The sequence below is a fragment of the Streptomyces sp. SX-6 genome (assembly GCF_059089585.1).
In genome coordinates, this window is the sequence record NZ_JBTHHU010000013.1 from 129,424 (window position 1) to 148,423 (window position 19,000).

The following is a 19,000-nucleotide window of genomic DNA, read 5'->3' on the forward strand; positions in this document are numbered from 1 at the left end:
TGAGGAGACGGTCGGTCAGCCGCGGCGGGTGTCCGCGAGCGGGGCGGGCGTCGCTCCGGACGGCGCCATGGCGAATACGGCACGCACGGTTCCGGCGTCCGCGGCGACGACGACACCGCCGTCCCCCGTCATGAGGTCGAGCTCGGTGACCTCGGGCAGGAGGTTCCGTACGGAACCGTCCACTGTCCCTCCGAGCCATTCGACGAGATCTGTCACGGAAGCCGCGGCGTCGCCCTGCCAGGAGGCCCGCACGCGGCCCCCTGCTTGTGCCTGGAGTTCCAGGACCATGGGTTCGGAGGCCGGCGGGTCGATGGACAACGTGGCTTTCAGATGCCCGGAGTCCGAGCCGGTGCCACTGGCGGCGCTGATCATGAGGTCTGCCTTGCGGCTGCCGAGAGAGAACAGGCTGTCGGCGGAGAACTCGAAGGAACCGTCGGCCCTCCGGGCCACGGAGAGGTCGTCGAGGACGACGCCGCGCAGGAATTCGGGCATGGTCACTGCCATGCGTTCCGACAGCCAGTCAGCGACCGAAGCGAAGTCCACATGGCGCGCTGAGCCGGCCAGTTCCCACCGTCCGTCCGTTGTACGGGCGGCGACGGCGCGGACTCGGGTGGATCCGATGGCCAGCTCGCCGAGGATCCGTACGTCCGGAGCCCCGCTCCCGCGGCCGGCTATTTCGAGGGAGGCGTTCTCCAGCGCGAAGTCCGAACCGGCTGCCGCGGGTGCCGAATAGCCGAGAGCGAGGGCATAAATTCCCTCCCGTAGATCGGCCCTGACCATGGCATGGGCGACAGGAAGACTCTCCACGCCGCTCCCGGAGGCGAATTCGGCCGATGCGCCGGAGTCCGGGAAGGGGCCGGCCGCCTCGGCCGTCACCTCCAATTCCGGAACCGTGATGGTTCCGCTGAGGAGGTAACCGTGCATGCCGATATCGGCATGCAGAGCGGCCCGGGTCCGCACGGGGCCGCTTTCGGGGAAGGTCAGGGTGAACTCCGCCTCGACGGCGGTGAGTTCCGCCGCCCCCGGGAACGCTGCCACGTGCTCGGCCAGGCTCACCCGCAACCAGACGCTGCGCAGCCGTTTTTGGCCGGTGTCGGCGACGATCCGGATCTGTCGTATCCGAGGAGCGGTGACGGGTATCTCCGCCGGAAGGGCGAAATCGGCGCCCGAACCGAACGGCAACTGAGCGAGATCGGCGAGGGCGGACAAAGGCAGTCCTTCCCCGAGAGTCAGCGATGCGGTGATCGTCGACTCCCCGGAAGGGGTGACGTCGAACTCCCACTCCTGATGGTCCGCGCCGATTCCCGGCAGGCGGACCACGCAGCGGGGCACGACGGCCATGTCCCCGTCCTCGGACAGGCCGAGAGTGAGGACGGCGTGCAGCCGCCCCGCCCTCCACGTGGTGCCCAGAAACCCCAGGTCGAGGTCGAGACCGCCCAACTGGCACCGCCAGTCCGGCAGCTGCACGTCCAGTACGACGGCGCTCACGTCCGCTTCCCGGGCATCGCCGAGGAATCGCAGGGTGCAGGGCAGATCGACGCCGTGGTGAGCCAGCGCCAACCGGCCGGTGACGGTCAGCGTTTCGAGGTCCACCTCGGGGTCATGGACGGTCAGTGTGTCCGTGAAGAGATAGTCGTCGAAGAGTTCCAGAGCGCTCTCATGCGCCAACTGTTCCGGGGTGAGAACCAGTTCTTCTTTCGTGCCGGTGAGGATCGTCCGGACTTGCGCCGTCGACAGGGACACCACTTCGCCTTTCGCTTCTGCGTACTTTTCCGCGCCGTGCGCGGCCGTCAACGGGCCCACGGGGGGACGACCGGAGTCACCTCTGCCGGAGTGCCGAACGGATGGCTGGGGCTCGCCTGGCCCTGAGCCGGCCAGAACTCCTTCTCACCGCGCCATCCCCGGGGAGCGGTGAACTTCCGGGAGCCAGGGGTCCAGGGCGCTTCGTCGAGTCTCGTCCAATAGCCGACGAGCCCTGTCCAGCGGGCCGCTTCGTCTTCGAACGGGTTGTACCGGAAGTTCTCGTCGAATCCCGGGAATCCCCTTCTCCGGTCCCGCTCATGCTTGATGAAGTCCGTTGCCGAGGACCATGCGTGCTGCTTGACCGGGAGGCGGCCGTCGGGGCGTTCGTAGAAGGTGAAGCGCAGAGTGATGTCCACCTGGTACGCCTGAAGGATTCGCTGCGGGGGGATGTGCCACGGCGCGTCCCACTCCGTGGCCTCCTTCACCAGTTTCCGGGCCCGGCCCCCGGAATGGCGGATCCGTCCGGGGTCGAGCACATTGCCTTCCATGCTGACCAGGTACTTGGTCGGCTTGATCACGTACAGCCACTTCTTCAAGGAGGTGCCGTCCCGGTCCTCGGCCAACTCCCGGGCGATCTTCCGCAGTTTGGAGAGCTCCGCCTCGTTGTCGTACCCCTTCTTTACGAGCTCCTGGACGGCCAGCCCGGCGTTGAGGTCGGTTTCCCTCATCGTTTTCAGCAGGGGGCCGAGCTCCCATCGGACGAACATCTTCATGGCGGTGTCGACATCCCGTGCCACGCTGACGAAGCCGCTCTTTCTGCTGAACTGCTTCCAGTCCGCGAGGTGGCCCGGGATGTCGTAGTACGTGTCCCAGCCCGTGAACCCGTCCTTGAATATCTCTTCGGGGCCCCGGCTGTCGATCCGGTACACCCAGTCCGGCACCCTCTTCAGCACGTACGGAAAAATGGGGAGCAGCTTCTTCTGACTGCCGTTCGGCATCTGTGATCCTGATTCGGGAAGAGGGTGAACGAGTTCGCTTCGGATTCAGCCGGAGAAGCCCGCCGCCGAAGACGGCTGAGGCTCGACGGCCCATGAATCGACGGAGGTGAAGGCGAACCGGTCCTTCTCCGCCGCCGGGCCCGACAACAGCACCGCGGCGCTGGCGTGTCCGGTGGCCGAGCCGCCCTCCGAGGCGGATGGAGTGTGCTCCCGCACGAGGGTGTACCGGTGACTCCCCTCAGGGCTCCAGGGCCACCCGTAGGCGCCGTCAGCCGATGGATGACCGAGCACGAGCAACTGCCCTTGGGAAGCAAGGGGGCGACCTGTGTGCCCGTCCGCGGCATCGGCCGGGAACGCCTCCGATTGAAGGCCGGCCGCGACGGACCCCGGCACATCGCCGAGGAAGACGACGCGCAACGAACCGTAAACCAGCAGGAGGACGCTCCCGTTCGCGTCCGCATCGGACGATCCCGTATTGCCGGTGGAGTTCGCCGCGAGCACATAGAGCCGCATTCCGGCGAAGGAGACGACCGGCGCGCTCAATCCCCGGAAGGACGGGGGAAAGGTGCGCGCGTTATTGCCGACCAGCCACCGGTGAAGTTCTGCTCCTCCCTGGAGGCCGGCGTATTGCCGCAGGTCTCCGCCGCAGGAAACCTGCCCGATCTCGAGCCCCCGGGTCACCGGGAGCAAGGCGTTGCAATGGGAGGAGTCGGGGTGCGTGAGGAAGACGTGATCGATGCGCTCGCGCCCGGCGAGGGCCCGCCGCACGGTGGTACGCATCTTCTCGGCCGTCTCCCGCGCCCCCTGGAAACTTCCGCAGTCGATCATCACGGTCGGCGGGGGACCGGCGTGCTGATCGCCCGCTTCCGGGAAGGTGATGACGGCGCAGGTCGTGTCCTTGGTGTCCGTGAGCACGATCCGGGCCGGCTTACGGGCGGGGTTTTCATCCATCAATGGCCCGTGATGGGGGCTCAAGTTGTTCTCCTTCGGGGCACGCGGTCGGGGTGCGGCCGGGGTTCTCGGGCAGGGGTGAGGCGGCGAGCATGCTCGGATCGGGGGCCGTGCCCGGCCGCCCGGTTCACGCGGGGAACACGTGATTTCCCCACGCGATGGTGACCATCGCCGCGCCGGTGTTGCTCACGTCGGAGGAGACGAGCGTGGCCCTGTCGGCATCGAAGTAGCTGTCGCCGCCGGTACCGCCGTGGCCTCCCTGGCCACCGGCACCGCCTCCTCCACCTCCGCCTCCGCCGCCTCCGGCGTACACACCCAGCCACCCCTGCCCGGAGCCGCCGCTTCCGCCGCCTCCGCCGCCCTGGCCTGCGTCGCCGTTGCGGCCGTCACTCGCGGTCCCGGAGCCGCTGCCGTTCGCGCCACCGTGGCCGCCTCGCCCGCTGTTGCCGCCGTTGCCGCCCATGCCGCCGTGTCCGCCGTGGTTGGAGTCGTCGCCGCTCTTGGGCCTGCCCGGCATGCCGCCGATTTGTCCGGAGCCGTTGTTGCCACTGTTTCCGCCTTGGCTGCCTCCGCCACCGCCGGAGCCAGCCGTGGACGATGTCCCGCCCCCGCCTCCTCCTCCGCCACCGCCGCCGCTGTAGGCGCCCCAGTCCCAGCCGCCACCGCCGCTGTTCCCGGCGTTGCCTTGGGTTCCGCCGGTTGCGCTCCCGCCCGCGGTGCCCTCGAACGTTCCGCCGACAGCGCCGGCGAGTCCGGCATCGCCTCCGGAGCCTCCCCGTCCCCCGCTGCCGCCGCTGCCGCCGGATCCGCTGCCGCCCCCGGTCCTCGAGCCGTCTTGGCCGCCGCGCCCGTCGGTACCGGCGTCGCCCCGACCGCCCGCCGCGCCCGCGTCTCCACCACTGCCCGCGCCCGCGATCAGGGTGTCGCGGTGGAAGACCTGCGCCGAGGCAGCCGCTGACCCGTAGCGCGCGACGCGGACGCCGATGATGTCCCCGGGAGTGACGTAGAGCAGGGCTTGGATGTCGGCGCCTTTGCCCCCGCTCACCCCGTCGGCGTCATTGCCCCCGGCGCCCCGGACACGCAGGGAGAGGATGGTGACGTGGTCGGGGACGACGAACGTCCGCTTGTCGTCCGAGCCGTCGTAGAAGAAGTTCCGGCTGTCCGCCGCCGTGGTGGTGCGGATCCTCAGGTGGCCGTCGGCCGTGATGTCTCCGGAGGCCTTGAGGCGTCCGCCGATGGTGACTTTGCCGGTCATGCCAGCTTCCCCCACAACGGCGTGCCCTTGGGGTCGAGGAACCGCGCGTCGGTCGTGATGTCGCCGGTCGCCCCGACGGCGCCGGTGACGTTCATGTCGTTGCCGACGTCGAGGTCGCCCGTCACGGTGAGACGCGGGAAGACGGGCTCTGCGACGGCGACGGCCGTCGAGAGGTGGTGGGTGATCGTTTCGCCGGAGCGCTGCAGCGTCACCAGGACCTGGAAGTGGGTGTCGCGGGTGAGGCCGTCGACGGAGAGCTGCCACTTGTCCCGGGGGCCGAGCTGCTCGACGGACCGACCGCCGTAGTAGACGTCACAGGTCGCGTCGGACGGCGCGGTCCAGGTGAGGACGGCCTTCTGCTTCGGCTTGAGCAGAGTGACGGGGGCGGAAAGGGGGTTGCCCTTGTCGTCGGCCTCGCGGATGACAAGGTCGCCGACCACGTCGGCCGTGAGGGCCTCGGCCGGGGGGTACTTGGCGAGCGGGAAGGTGACCTGGTGGGTCTCCCAGGTCTGGCCGTTGTCGACGCTCACGGTCTCCCGGATGCGCAGCAGGGCCGTGCCCGCGATCCCGTTGGCCTTGAAGTCCTTGAGGCGCAGGAGGAGTCCGTGGGTGGTGAGGGAGACGGACTCGCCGCTGACCGGGCGGACGGTGAGCGGCGTGCCGCCGGCGGTGAAGGCCGCCATGTCGTCCTGGGGCAGGGTGAGGAGGACCCCGCTCTCGATCTCGTCGACGGTCCACTGGCCGGCGGGTTCGGCGGTGGGGACGACGCGGTGGCCCGCGGGCACGAGGTCCTGGGCGAGGTCGCCGGTCGGGAGCACGAGGAGGATCTGCTTGCACAGGACGGCCTCGGTGCCCGAGTTGGACACGACGACGTCGATGTGGGCCGGCCGGTCGGTGGCCAAGGGGGCCGGGACGGTGGCCAGGCTGTAGGTCAGGCGGCTGGTGCCGCCGAGGTGGGTGCTCATGGTGGCGTTTCCTTGGGTGCTTGCGGGAGTTACTCGGATGCGGCGGTGTCGTCGGCCTGCGGGAGCGGGCTACGGGAGGTGAGCAGGCCGGAGCGGAGTACGGGGGCCTGGCCGTCCCAGCGCGGGGTGGTGCTCGCGGCCGAGGTGGGGAAGCGGGTCCAGGTGCCGTCGGCGGCACGCTCCGCCCATGCCCACGTCTGGTCGTCGACGGTGCGCACCGGCAGGGCGACGGCGCCCTCCTGAAGGGCTGCCGCCGGGGTGAGCAGCGGCCCGGTGCGCAGGACCGTGCGCATGCGGTTCAGCGGTCCGTCGGTGAAACGGTGCGGGATCTCGAGCGTCGTGGTGGGCAGCAGGCCGGTGGTGGCGTGCACGGGGGCGTGCGGGTCGACCAGCAGGGTCAGGTGCCGGGCCGCCCCGGCCGTGACGCGCAGGTGGGTACCGTCGCCGATGGCGGCGATGCGCGGATGCGCGTCGCCCGGCGCGACCACGGTGCGCAGCGTGCCGGGGTCGGTGTCGGCGAAGTAGCCCACCAGCCCGTCGCACACGCGGCGTCGCTCGCCCAGGCGCACCGGCCAGGAGTAGCCGGTGAACTCCGGGCTCGGCGGGTCGTGGTCGAAGATGTGCTGCCAGCCCGGGTCGGTGGGCGGCGGTCCGTCCAGGTCCAGGTGGAGGCGGCAGCGGACGAGGGCCAGCGGGCGCCCGGCGAGCGCGGCCGAGGCGGCGCCCGCGGTGGGCACGATGTCCACCAGCGAGGTCTCCAGGAGATCCATGGCGGCGGGCAGCGGGCTGCCGTCCGCGCCGGTGCCCTGGAACCAGGTGACGAGTGCGTGCAGATGAGGGAGGGAGGCGCGCAGGGCGTCGAGGTCGGCGGGAACGGCACCGGGCAGCGGCGTCCACACGGCCTCCCGGGACGGCTGGCCCAATCGGTACGCCCAGCGCAGCAGGCCGAGGGCCGTGCCGTCGGGTGCGTACACCGTGAGCGAACCGTCGACCAGGTTGGGGACGATCCAGCCGACGAGCGGATTCCCGTCGTCCAGGTGGGTGGCCGGGTCCGTGTCGCGGGCGGCGTCCATGAGGTCCAGCCCCAGGCGCGCGGCCTGCGGCAGGCGCGGCGGCAGCTGGATGACGTGCTCGGGGGTCGTCCCCAGGGCCTCGGGGACGTGCTGCGGGCGCAGCGCGTCGGCCACCACCGGGTGCCGGAGGGCGCTCGCCCCGCCGGTACCCGCCGGGGTGATGACGTCCAGGGCGCGCCCGAAGGAGTCCACCAAGGTCAGCCGCAGGAAGCGGAACTGGCCCGCGCGCAGCTGCTGGAAGCCGGAGTCCGGCCAGCCCTCGAAGGGCACGGGCAGCGGGCCCGGGTCGGGGCTGGTGCGGTAGGCGTCACCGATCAGCTCCGCCAGCTCCGGCGGCGCGCCCAGCGGCGGGACGCCCTGGCCCGGGTCCTGGCCGATGAGCATGTCGCGCAGCCCCGCCAGCGAGCTGGACAGCACGTCCCCGCGGACCACCTGGTCGGCCAGCGCGTCGCAGCGGGCGGAGAGACGGGGGTTGTCGGGCGCGTACTGCCGGAGCTGGTCGGCCAGGCTTCGCGGCAGGTGGTCGCTGAGCAGCGTCCGGCCGGTGTAGGTGCGCGCGGCCCCGGGGCGGGGCTGCGGGCAGGTGTAGCCGGTGCCGTCGAACTCCCACTGGTCGTGCGGGAGGGGGTGGTATTCGACCTCCCAGAGCAGGTGGAGGGGGTGCCACGGCTGTTGCCAGGGGTCGTTGCCGAAGGCCGGGGCGGTGCCGGTGCGCGGAGTCGCCACTGAGCCCGCGTCCGCCCGGCTGTTCGGGTCGAGCAGGAACGCCTCGCGCAGCAGGGCGCGCGTGGAGCCCGGCATGGCGGAGTGTTCGCCGGAGCCGAGGTCGAGCGCGTTGCACGCGAGGTCCGGCCGCTGGGCGGTGAACTCGCCCGGTACGCCGGGGAGTTGCACGGCGGTCACAACCTGGTCACTGAATCGGCAGCGCAGCGTCGCGTCGTCCGAGACGGGCAGGGAGCCGGCGCCCTGCAGAACGACGGCCGGGTCCAGGGCCCGGTGGAAGGGGGCCGGGGCCACACGCTTGAGGCCCCAGCGGACGGGCAGGCCGTGTTCCTGGGCGTACTGGCGGACCGATTCGGTCAGTTGCTCGGGCGTGTCTCCGCCGGGGAGGGCGGACCGGAGGCGGTCGGCCTCCTCCCGTCCGGCGCGTACGCGTGCCGCGAGGCTGCCCTCGCGCTCGGGGTCGAGCTCCTGCGTCAGCTGCTGGTGGTGGTAGCCGCGCGGCAGTACGGGCAGGCCCTGGAGGCGCCACATGCCGTACAGCCTTCGGCGCAGCCCGGCCAGTTCGCGTTCCGCCCGGTCGCAGGCGTGCTGCGCCGCGTTCAGGGCGGCCTCGACGGAGCGGGCGCGGCGCTCGTCCTCGGGGGAGGCGGCCTCCTCCGCGGTGCTGGGCGGCACCGCATGCCAGGCGTACGAGGCCGAGCCCTCGGCGAAGCCGGCGCCGAGCAGGATGTCGGTGAGGCGATGCGCGTTGTCCGGGTCGTCCGCCCGGGTGAGGGTGTTGGACTGGAGCTGGTCGAACAGCGCGGGCGCGAGAGCGAGGGACGGGTCGGTGGCCGCCTTGTCGGCGGTCAGGGCGGTGAACGCGGAACGGGCGCTGTCGGCGACGGCCACGGTCGGGTCGGGCCGCTCCTCGCCGGAGGGGTCGTAGTGCGGCAGCACGCCGTGGACGCGGCCGGTGTAGACGGTGCGGCTGCCCGGGGGCGGTGTGCTGTCCGCCTGCCAGCCCAGGGAGGCTTCCAGTGCCTCGCGGGCCTGCGGGTCGGCGAGCGGGTCGTCGGAGCCCGTCGCGTGCCAGCCGACGACCTGGTAGCCCAGGCGGTCGAACTGCTCGGGCAGTTGGGCCAGGGGGTCGTGGAAGGAGAAGACGTCCTGGCAGTGCGGCTGGAACGCGGCGAAGGACAGGGTTCCCGGGCCGGTCGCGGTCAGGAAGGTGGGCCGGTCCGCCGCGGATTCCGTCCACTGCGCCGCCTCGGTGCGGCGTCCGATCCGGGTCGGCGTGACGTGACCCCGGCCAGGACGCAGATAGGGCACCGTGCCCGTGCGCTTGTCGAGGAAGTCGCTCTCGACGACCCACGCGGCGGTGGCGTACTCGCCCGCGGCCGTGTAAGCGTGCCGGACGACCAGCCAGCGGTTCGGCGCGGGCGGGAGCGTGACCTCGCCGCCGGGCGTGGTCGCCCGGCGCAGCGCCGCCGGAAGCTCCCAGTGCAGGTACACGCCGTCGTGGCCCGCCTCCCGGGAGAACTCCGTGTCCGTGCTCGCGTAGGGCGACGGCTCCGGGGAGCGGTGGACCCCGAGCAGGTGGTAGTTGGGCATCCACCGCAGGAAGGAATCCTTCCTGCGCACCTGGTCGTTGACGACCAGGGCCCGGAGCCTCACGGGGACCAGGAGGTCGGTGTTCATCGGGTGGTTCCTTCGAAGGAGAGGGTCAGCTGCTCGGGGGCGCGCACCAGCTGCACGGCGAACTCGGCGGGGGAGAGCGGGGATCCGGGCCTGACGTCCTCGGCGAGGCGGGCCGCGAGCCTGCCGACGTCCAGCACCCGCGCCCCGGCGGGGGTGGTGACGGTCAGGGCCGGGTCGGTGCCGACGGGCACCGAGCGCCCCAGCGGCCGGCCGACCTCGCCGTCGGCCAGGCTGCGCAGCGCCACGTTTCCCTCGTCGTCCACGCCGAAGTGCAGTCCCTGGGGCGGCTCGCTGATCGTCAGGCGGTCCGGCATCCGGTCGAAGAGCACCAGCAGGACGTCGGCGCCCAGGGCCTCGCTGCGGATCACCTCGACCGGGGCGGTCCCGGAGGCGGCTCCGGCCTCCACACGCAGCGTCGGCCAGCCCGGGACGAGGGCCGAGCGCAGCAGCAGACCGGCGGCGGGCACGAGCCCTTGGCCGTCGAGCAGGTCGTCCAGTTCGGCGTCGGTCGTGGCGTCCGCGCCGGGGTGCCGGTCCAGGCTGCGCGCGCCGTCGAGCAGGGCGTCGAGCCAGCCTCGGTCGACATGGAACAGGCGCAGGCTCTCGGGCGGGAGCATCCGCTGGTCCGGGACGAGGCAGTCGAACGGCACTCCGCTGAGCGCGCGCAGCGTGGCCAGCCATGCCGCCGCCTCCCGCGCGTCCGGCGATGGCAGCTCCGGGGTGGAGGAGCGCCGCGGTGCGTCGAGGCGGTACGCGGCGGGAGCGGTGCTCACGGCCTGGGGGTGCGGCTCGACGTGCGGCTCGGCCTCGTCGGAAGCGGCGCGTACGGTCCGGGGCCGCGGCACGGCCTCGTCGGGGGCGGCGAAGGCCGCGGCCAGCGCGTCGAGGGCGCCGCCGCACAGCAGTTCCTCGAACTGCTCGCGCGGCGTCGGGGCGGCCACGCGGGCGGCTGTGCGGGCGGTGCGCGGGGCCGGTCCGGCGGACAGGGCGCCGTGGAAGAGCTGCCGGCGGTACGCCGCGTACTGGCGGTCGGTCGCCCGGCGCAGCCGGCCCTGGTGGCGCAGCCGGACCAGGGTCGTGGCGAAGCCGGGGTCGGCCAGGGCCAGGGCGCGGCCCACGTTCCAGGCGCAGGCGTAGCCGGTGGCGAAGGTGCCGGTGTGCGGCTCGTGGAGCAACAGCCCGTCGGCGTCGGGGAAGTGACCGTCCGCCGGCCGGGGCAGCTCGGGTGCGACGCGGGGGAGGAACGGGCCGCTGTACCACGCGAGGGAGCGCTCGCCGGAGTCGGTGATGTGGGTCATCGGGACCATGCCCTGCTCCAGCAGGGCGCCCAGCTCGTCCGGCAGCCCCGCGTCCGTGGCGGGGGCCGGGCGCAGCGGGGCGGCGCTGTGTTCGCCGTTGCCCGGGGCGAAGCGTCCGGCCAGTCGGCCGAAGCCGTCGCCGGACGCGGCGCAGGAGGTGAACGTCCAGCTGTGCAGGGACACCAGGCGCACGGGCTTGCCGTCGGCCTGCGGCTCCGGCGGCGTGTGGCCCTCCAGCGAGACCAGGTGGGCCACGTACCGGCTCCGGTCCGCGTCGGGGAAGCGGGCGGTGGTGATGACCGCGTGCGCGTCCCGGCCCGTACGGCCGCCCCGGCCTTCGGCGGGCGCGGCGTCCTCGCCGCCCGCTTCCCCGACGCGGACGTGGGCGAGGAGGGCGAGGTCGGACGGCTCGGGGAGGAGCTGTGCCAGCAGTGCCCGCGGTATGTCGACGACCCGGCAGGGGGTGTCGAGCAGGGCGGGGTCGACGGCGTCCCGGTCCAGGACGGGCCCGGACACCGCGGCGTCGCCGTCGAGGAGCGCGCGGACGGTCACCGAGGCGGTGGTGCCCAGGGCGTTGGGGTCGCCGGGCAGCTCGCCCTCGCCGAAGAGCAGCAGCGCCGTCCAGGGGGCCCGGGCGGGGTTCCGGACGCTGCCGGTGAAGGGCTCGCGCTCCCACGGCAGGGCCGCAGGGTTGAGCGTGATGTGCGGGAGCAGGCCGTGGAAGGGGCCCTGGCTGTGCGCGGCCGGGTACACGGCGTGCACCCAGGAGGGGTCGAGGCGGAACTGCGAGGCCCGTACGTCGACGATCTGTGCCACCGGGTCGAGGTGGGCACCCGGCAGGTGCTCGGCGGGGAGCCGCTGGTCGACGGTGATCCGGTAGCGGCCGGCCTCGATGCCGGGCAGCAGGTGGTCGTGGAAGGTGACGGGGGTGTCGTCCGCCGGTGCGGTTGCGGACTGCTCGGTCGGGTGCGTGGTCATGAGGTCCTCACGAGTGGGCGAGTCGCAGGGGCGGGGAGGAGAAGGCCGCTTCGCGGGCGTAGCGGTCGAGCGCCGCGCCGGCGTCGAGCGGATAGCCGGCGGCGGACAGGGCGGCGAGCGCGGCCTGCCGCGCCGCGGTCTGCCCGGGCGCGTCGACCCGCAGCGCGCCGGTGCCGTCGGTCTCCTCGCGCTCCCCGCGGATCCCGGCGGGGGCCGCGTCCGGGTCGAGCGGCAGGATCCCTTCGGGCAGCGGGGCGTGGTCGAGGCGGCCGCTCCGGCTGGACGCGGCGGCTTCGGGCAGGCGCGGGGCCGGTACGGCGATGCGCGCTCCGCTGACCAGTCCGCGGACGAAGGGGTCCGCGCCGAGTGCGTCGTCGGCCTTCCCGGCGCCCCACAGCGCGGTCGGCTGCGGTGTGCTGTGGACGCTGACGCTCCAGTCCCGCCAGTGGTCGGCGGGCAGTTGGCGCCAGTGACCGTCCTCGGTCTGCTGCTCGACCGTGACCGCGAGTGTGACGTCGAGGCCGGTCTTGGCCATCGGACGGATGTTGACCTCGGCGGGGCCGTCCCCCGTCTCGTCCACCCCGTTGACCGTCAGCGCGGAGGCGGGGAACGCGGTGCCGACGGTGAAGGCGAAGCCGTCGGCGGCGGCGGTCCAGGTCTCCGGGCCGTCCGACGGCGCTTGTTCGGCGTGGTCGGGGTGGAGGCCGTCGACGGGGGCGAGCGTCAGCGGGTGCTGCGGCAGCAGCGTGCGGAACTGTTCCCAGCCGATGGGCGCGGGACCGGTCCTGGGCTCGCCGAAGTCGATCGGGATGGAGATGCCGAGCACCTTCACGTGTGCGGTGCCGCCGAACGGCGGGCCCCATACCGACAGCCGGGCACCCAGCGAGGCCTCGCCGCTCCAGCCGAACAGCAGCCACACCTGGGCGGTGATCTCCGCCCACACGTCCACCTCGTAGTGGAACGGCGCCCACTCGACCAGGGCGTCGAAGCCGACGTCGACCCGGGCCCTGGCCCACGAGCTGTCGTACCGCAGGTCCAGGCGGCCGCCGGCCATGACGGCCGAGGGGGTCAGCGCGAAGTAGCTGGTGCCCTTCAGGGCCACCGAGGAGCCGGAGGTCCAGTCGACGCCGACCGGGTCCGCCTGCGGGTAGTGGGCGGGCGGGGAGTAGCGCGGGTGGTAGCCGCCGATGGTGAAGACGAAGTCACCGGGGTGGTCGCTGTTCCCGAACCACAGGCGCAGCGCCGCTCCGCCGGTCAGGTGCACGGACCGGTCGAGCAGGAAGCTGTCCGGGGCGAGGCGGGCGTCGACGGCCAGCATGTCCGCGGAGCGCCGGTAGACCGCGGAGATGTCCAGCTCGACACTGGCGTACGGCTCTCCCATCTTCTTCTCCGGGTCGGGGAACTGGGCTTTCGCCGAGCCCAGCAGCCCCACCACCAGGTCGTCCGGGCCGAATTCGGCGAACGCCAGGGCCTTGCAGTGGACGATCTCGAAGACGTCCGCGTTCAGGCCGAGGGCCAGCCAGGTGCTGCCCTCGTGCGGGGTGACCCAGGCGGGGGCGTTGTCGGTCCCCTCGGTCAACTCCTTGAGGACGTCCAGCGGTTCGGGCGGCGTGTCCTGGCCCGCTCCGTCGATCCCGCGCAGCAGGGGGAATCCGGCGACCTGGTCGATGGCGGGCACGCGCAGGCTGCTGTTGTAGCCGAAGCCGGCCTTGACACCGGTGACCCGGAAGGCCGGCGGGCCGCCGAACTTCGCCCCCAGCTCGGCGTACAGGAAGAGTGACTGCGTTCCGTCCTTCAGGCTCCCGTACGTGCCGATCGCCGTGAAGCCGGCGCTCGGAGTCCTGATCAGGGCGCTGCCCTCGATCAGCCGCTCGTAGGGCGAATCGGCGGCGACCGGCTTGTTCACGAACGCGCCGGATATCTCCAGCGGAGGCTTGCGGAAGGACAGGCTCAGCCCGTCGAGCCGGCCGGAGGGCGTGAAGTCCTTGCCGTCCAGGGGAATGCCCAGGCCCAGCCCGTCCACGCCGAGCTCCAGGGGGCCGGCGTGCACCGCGGCGTCGCAGAGGACCCAGATCTTCTCGTCCTGGTAGCTGGCGCCCAGGCGCCGCAGGAGCAGTGGGCCGAACGAGCGGTCGAGGGTGACCCATGCGGCGGCGGCCGGTTCCGCCGAGTTGTCGGCTGCGGTCGACGGGGCGTCAGATGCCGCCGCCGGAACCGCTGTTGCCAGTGTTTCCGGGGCGCTCGGTGCGAGGACGGCCTGCCGCTTCTCGGGATCCTTGGGGTCCTTGCGGGACTTGGCGTCGGCGAGGCGGAACATCAGGGGGGTGCGCGTTTCGCCTCCCCACTCGTAGTCCAGGGCCACCAGGGCGCGCCCGCGGGTCTCTTCGGGAAACCTCGGGTGGGTGCCGTCCAGGCGGGAGATCTGTTCGTTGAGCGCTTTCACCTGATCGGCGGTGAGGGCGTCGGAGGCGATGACGGCTTTCACGCCGGTGATGCCGAGGTCGTGGTCAGGGGAGATGCGGTCGCCGACGAGGGGAAGGTCAGAGAGTTTGGCGGCGATTCGGGCATCGACGAGCAGGGCGAACAAGAGGCACCTTCCGGGCCGGGAACGGGAAATCGGAGGGATTCGAAAGGGGATTGCTTCGCGAGGGGGCTTACTTCGCGCTCGGGAAACCCGGCAGGCTTCTTCCCCCGGGGCAGGGTTCGTCCGGCACCGGGCCGATTTCCTCGGTGAGTTCGGCCCTGGCGGGCTCGATCTGCCTCGTCGGCTCCGCGCCCTCCGCCAGTGCCGCAACGAATAGAGGCACTGCCGGGTTCCCCTCCTCGGTATTTCTTCCGTCGGTCACGGTACCCCGCCCGACGGCCGAGCGGTGAACCCTCAATTGTGTTCAACGATCAACTGAATCAGTTTGTTGAATAGTTGCCCGAATTATCGGCGACCGACCGCGCGCAAAGCGGGTGATCATGCGGCGTCTCAAATCTATGCATACACCTGGCTCGCAAGCCAATTGACGGTATGTGGTGTGCTTCACATCGACTTGTCGGTCCGCTCGGGAACGGAACGGGCGGCTCGTACGACCGCCGGCGCGACGTCGTCAAAATCTTCACGGCGGGTTTCTGAGCTACCGTCAATGTGGCCCGGTCTGCGAGGCCTTGACCGACGAGGCATTGGTGGCACCCTGATGCGTCCCACCGCCGCCGTGCTGGAGGGTATTCCGCACCCAGGTTCCCCAACCCGCTTCTCTGTACCATGAGTTGACCGCACCGCGTCACGGCATGGAGGGGCTCGCGATGGCCATGTCCATGTAGAGGGTGTCCGGGAAGCCCCGTTCAGGGACGCGTCCGGTTGCGCACCTCAGTCCGCGCCGACGGTCGTACCCTCCACCCCGTACGTCTCGAGGTAGGCGCTCAACAGCCGCTTGAGCTCCGTCGTCGTGGCCTCGTCGCCATTCCGGTCCTGTCTGAACGCGACATCGAAGAGGCGGCCGCCGGCTTCGAACGCCAGCCTTATCGCGAGTAGCGGAGTGTCGGCGCGCAGGAGTCCACGGGTGGTGAGCAGTCTCCACAAGTGTTCGGAGATGTGGTCGTCGAACTCCTGAAAGAGGGCGGTCAGCGCCTCATTGCGACCGGAGAACCGCAGCTCGACGCAACTGGGGTGCGCTCGGAAGTACTCGACGATCGGATCGAACGCGATGGCCACCGCTTCCGGGATCGATCGAAAGTCCTCGTCGCCGATGTGGTCCAGCTCGTCTTTCAGCGCATCGACGTGACGCCTGATGATCGCTGCGTCCACCTGATAGCGGTCGGAGAAGTAGTGGTACACCGAAGGCGTCGGGATGCCCGCCCGTTCGCCGATGGCCTTGAGGGTGGCGGCTTCGTAGCCGCCCTCCACCAGGACCTCCTCCGCGGCGTCCAGAATCGCCTGGACCCGGGCCACGCCGCGTCGCTGCAGTACGGCCTCCGGCCGGGCCGGCGCCTGATGGGCGGTGGGTGTGCCGCCCATCGAGGTGGTGTGTTTCGGCCCGTCGCTGCTCCGCTTAGCCATGTCGCGCCCCGGTCGGAAGAGCAAAGTCGATCACGAATCGACACCCTAGCAGGCCGCGATCGCCGTGCTCCGGGCGTGCCTCTTGACACTGCATCGTCAGCATACTCAAACTCGATACGAGTTTGAGTATGCTGAACGCGTATGAGGAAGTGGTGACATGAGGACCCGAGAGATCGACTACACGACGTTCACCGGATGGATCGATCCGCCGTCCGACGTCCTTCCGGCACTCAAGGGGGAGATCACCTGCGATGTGGCAGTCATCGGCGGCGGTCTCGGGGGCATGTCAACCGCCTTGCGCCTGGCCGAGCGCGGAGTCGACGTCGTTCTGCTCGAGGCGGAGTTCTGCGGTCACGGGTCGAGTTCGCGCAATGCCGGACAGCTGGCGGGCGGTCCCGGCGGCGACATCCAGATGCTCAATATTCTCTGTCCCAAGCGCCTGCCCTCCATCGTGAGGTTCGCCGAGAACTCCGCCCGGTTCATCGAGAGCCTGATGAAGCGCCTCGATATCGAGTGCGACTACGAGCCGACGGGCAACGTCGGTGTCGCGGTTTCGAAGGGCCAGATGGGCAGGGTCCGCAGAGTCGCCAAGATCCTCGCAAGGTGCGGCGCGACCGTAGAGGTCGGAAACAGTGCAGAACTCGGGATCCCGCGCAGTTTCATCGGCGGGCTCCTCGAACCGGTCGGCGGCATGATGAACCCGGGGAAGTTCACCCTGGGTGTTCGACGCGCCCTGCTCGCATCGAACGCACGCGTTTTCGAGCAGACGCGTGTCGAGAACGTCGAGCCGTCCGGGAACGGCGTACGCGTCTCGGTCCCCGGTGGCCAGGTCCGGGCCGGCCGGGTGGTGCTGTCCGGCAACGCGTTCGGCGGAGAGCTGAAGATCACGCCGAAGCGACTTGCCTCACCGATCTGGGTCACGGAGGCCGAGACCGTACCGATCGACCCCGCCCGCCTCGCCGCGCTGGGCTGGACCAGCCGGTCCGGGGTGGTCACCCAGCACGCCATCATGCAGAACTACCGGCTGACGCCGCGCAACACGATCGTCACCGGCGTGCGCAGGCTGCAGCGCGGAAAGTACCCGCTCTCGCCGGGACGCACGGCCGACGAGTCAGTGGTGGCCGGTCTCGTGGACGGGTTCAGGATGCGCTTCCCCTCCCTCGCGGACGTCGAGTTCGATCGCGCGTGGGGCGGCTGGGTGGCGGTCACGCCCAGCTGGCTGCCTGTGGCCGGCCAGGTCGCCGACAACATCTATTACTCGATCGGCTGCAATGGGCACGGCCTGGGGCAAGCCCCCTATCTCGGGCAGTTGATCGCCGACCGTATCGTCGGCGACGCTCCACACGAGGACCTCCTCGCCCTGTGGCGCGAGAAGCCCACGTTCTTCCCCGCGCCGGCCATGACCCGGGCCGGTCTCCGTGTCGTCTGGTTCGTGGACCGCATCGCCGACCGGTTCAACGGCAGTCGACGTAACGCCCGGCGGAGCGGAGCGGGCGCTTGGCCTCGAGAGAGCGTCTGATTTCGATTGATCGCCTCTTATGTCCGGGCGGGTGCCAGTCCGTCCCGCCCGGGGCCGTGTCTGCCCACGCGATGTCGTCCACCGCTATTCCCGGGTCACCGGCCAGCGTCGCCGGAGTCATTCCGGTGAACGCCACAACCTCCCGGTGGAGATGGGACTGGTCGACGTAACCGCACTCCGCCGCGACCCGGACCGCGCTGTGGCCCGCGGCCAGGCGATGGGCGGCATGTCTGAAGCGGACCAGCGTCGCGGCACGCTTGGGGGGTCTCGAACTCCAGGACGGGCTGATCCGCCGGGCCCGCGAGTACGTGGACACAGCCCGCGGGCTCCGCATGGTCCTGGGCGACGTCTCACGGCAGTCGGTCCCGATCCGGCCGTGAATCGCCGGGTGGGCCATGCACCCAAAGGTATGTCTCAAATGCCCCATCAATCCTATTTCCTTGACTGCCCTGTGCCCCGGGAGCAGGCTTGCCGGGCGAGACGGCTGACGCCGGTCATTGCGCTGTACGGCGTGAAAGGAGTGCCGATGGCTGCGAAAAGTGGCGGGGATCCCGGGAAGACGCACACCGAGAGCGAGGATCTGCACTGGACGATCGATATTCCCGATCACCCGCGTCGTGGGGATTCTCCCGAATACGTGCGCTCGAGAAAGAAGATGCACGAGATCCTGGCGACCGTCGACCGGCCCTTCTACGGACCGGAACCGGTCGAGTGCCATCATGGCGCCGGCGTGTGGCTGAAGGACGAAGAAGGCTGGTTCATGGTGCGCAACCTGGCCGGCGTCGAGTGGTCCGCGCAGTTTTGCGCCGACCCCCGGAAGGTCGACCTGCTCCGCCGGAACGCGAGCCGTCTCTATGCGGCTTTTCCCCAGGCCGTCGAGGAACTCGGCATCCGTGAGCTGCTGGACACGCCCATCACCGATGCTGCCGGGGTGGCTCGGTGGACCGACTCCATCTGCAATGCCAGTGTTCCCCTGGAGCACAAGGACCACAGCGCCGAGCTGCCGAAGGGCGGAGGCGTCCACCACTATCCGAGCCCCATCACCGAGATCGACTTCTTCAAATTCGACGATTTCCAGCTATGGGTCACCGACGAGGAAGGCGAACCTGTCGCCGTGGCACCGGTCAAGCCGCGCGGTTCCGGTGACGGACGGGTGCACGTGATGTATGCCTCCGAACAGTCTTCGATTCGTCCGAAACTGCGGGAATTCCAGGCCCAGGGCAAACCGCTGGTGCTCGATCCGGAGCACCCGCTGGCCCGCGCGGCGTTCGCGCGGCAGACCTGAGCGGCGGCCCTGAGTGTTGACCTGCTCGGTCAGCACCCTCCGCGACGAACCGCTGACCTTCGATCCGCCGCTCAGCCAGATCCAGCGCACCATCACCGTGCGGGGACGGCTGGCCCTGACCGACTGCACCGCCCGCGACCGGGCCCTCGGGCACGCGCGCTCTGGCATGCTCGCTTTCAGCGGCAGCAGCCAGGCCACGTGTACGAGTGCCCAGGCCGTCCGCGGCGAGGGCACGATCACCTGGTACGGCCCGAACGGCCGCTCCACCGGCACCTCCACCGTGCGGCCCGGCCTCCACCGCGTCACCACCTACAACCCGGGAGACGCCCTCCTCGCGGGCACCGTCGTCCGAGGCCTGATGAACGGCGCCCGCGTCTCCGGCAGCGCCACCCCCACGAGCGATGTCAGCGGCTGCGTCCTGGGCGGGCTGCGCGGCATCCGGGGGCGGGGAACGGTGACGTTTCTGCGCTGACGCCCGGCGGCCGGC

13 protein-coding genes are annotated in these 19,000 nt (G+C 71.1%); 3 read left to right on the forward strand and 10 right to left on the reverse strand.

Annotation, left to right across the window (positions count from 1 at the left end):
- Positions 1-15: 15 nt before the first annotated feature.
- From ACV530_RS18300 to ACV530_RS18340, 9 genes are all read right to left on the reverse strand, one after another.
- The gene (locus tag ACV530_RS18300; RefSeq protein ID WP_494333586.1) at positions 16-1,743 is read right to left on the reverse strand and encodes a hypothetical protein; all 1,728 of its coding nucleotides are present in this window, start codon (positions 1,741-1,743) and stop codon (positions 16-18) included.
- 47 nt (positions 1,744-1,790) lie between these two features.
- On the reverse strand, positions 1,791-2,741 hold the full coding sequence (locus ACV530_RS18305; protein WP_494333587.1) for a scabin-related ADP-ribosyltransferase: 951 nt from the start codon (positions 2,739-2,741) through the stop codon (positions 1,791-1,793).
- Positions 2,742-2,786: 45 nt separating this feature from the next.
- Positions 2,787-3,692 carry an MBL fold metallo-hydrolase gene (locus ACV530_RS18310; protein ID WP_494333588.1) on the reverse strand — a complete coding sequence of 302 codons (906 nt, stop codon included), beginning with the start codon at positions 3,690-3,692 and terminating at the stop codon, positions 2,787-2,789.
- A gap of 127 nt (positions 3,693-3,819) precedes the next feature.
- Positions 3,820-4,947 carry a hypothetical protein gene (locus ACV530_RS18315; protein ID WP_494333589.1) on the reverse strand — a complete coding sequence of 376 codons (1,128 nt, stop codon included), beginning with the start codon at positions 4,945-4,947 and terminating at the stop codon, positions 3,820-3,822.
- The gene (locus ACV530_RS18320) at positions 4,944-5,912 is read right to left on the reverse strand and encodes a hypothetical protein (RefSeq protein ID WP_494333590.1); all 969 of its coding nucleotides are present in this window, start codon (positions 5,910-5,912) and stop codon (positions 4,944-4,946) included. Before ACV530_RS18320 ends, ACV530_RS18315 begins: the two co-directional genes overlap by 4 nt.
- A 29-nt stretch (positions 5,913-5,941) precedes the next feature.
- Positions 5,942-9,388 (reverse strand): hypothetical protein, encoded by a 3,447-nt coding sequence (locus tag ACV530_RS18325; protein ID WP_494333591.1) that lies wholly within the window; start codon positions 9,386-9,388, stop codon positions 5,942-5,944.
- Complete coding sequence (locus ACV530_RS18330) at positions 9,385-11,664, reverse strand: hypothetical protein (protein WP_494333592.1); 2,280 nt, start codon at positions 11,662-11,664, stop codon at positions 9,385-9,387. Before ACV530_RS18330 ends, ACV530_RS18325 begins: the two co-directional genes overlap by 4 nt.
- A 7-nt stretch (positions 11,665-11,671) precedes the next feature.
- A complete protein-coding gene (locus ACV530_RS18335) occupies positions 11,672-14,251 on the reverse strand; it encodes a DUF6603 domain-containing protein (RefSeq protein ID WP_494333593.1) in 2,580 nt (859 codons plus the stop codon).
- Between the two features lie 768 nt (positions 14,252-15,019).
- Positions 15,020-15,667 carry a TetR/AcrR family transcriptional regulator gene (locus tag ACV530_RS18340; RefSeq protein WP_494333594.1) on the reverse strand — a complete coding sequence of 216 codons (648 nt, stop codon included), beginning with the start codon at positions 15,665-15,667 and terminating at the stop codon, positions 15,020-15,022.
- A 295-nt stretch (positions 15,668-15,962) separates the two neighbouring features.
- Between ACV530_RS18340 and ACV530_RS18345 the strand changes: the two genes are divergently transcribed.
- Positions 15,963-17,228: an NAD(P)/FAD-dependent oxidoreductase gene (locus ACV530_RS18345; RefSeq protein WP_494333595.1), complete on the forward strand. Its 1,266-nt coding sequence runs from the start codon at positions 15,963-15,965 to the stop codon at positions 17,226-17,228.
- Here ACV530_RS18345 and ACV530_RS18350 read toward each other — a convergent pair.
- On the reverse strand, positions 17,164-17,655 hold the full coding sequence (locus ACV530_RS18350) for a helix-turn-helix domain-containing protein (protein WP_494333596.1): 492 nt from the start codon (positions 17,653-17,655) through the stop codon (positions 17,164-17,166). The genes ACV530_RS18345 and ACV530_RS18350 overlap by 65 nt on opposite strands.
- Here ACV530_RS18350 and ACV530_RS18355 point away from each other — a divergent pair.
- Positions 17,647-18,513, forward strand: coding sequence for a DUF6424 family protein (locus ACV530_RS18355; RefSeq protein ID WP_494333597.1), 867 nt, complete (start codon positions 17,647-17,649; stop codon positions 18,511-18,513). The genes ACV530_RS18350 and ACV530_RS18355 overlap by 9 nt on opposite strands.
- A 16-nt stretch (positions 18,514-18,529) precedes the next feature.
- On the forward strand, positions 18,530-18,985 hold the full coding sequence (locus ACV530_RS18360; protein WP_494333598.1) for a hypothetical protein: 456 nt from the start codon (positions 18,530-18,532) through the stop codon (positions 18,983-18,985).
- Positions 18,986-19,000: the final 15 nt, after the last annotated feature.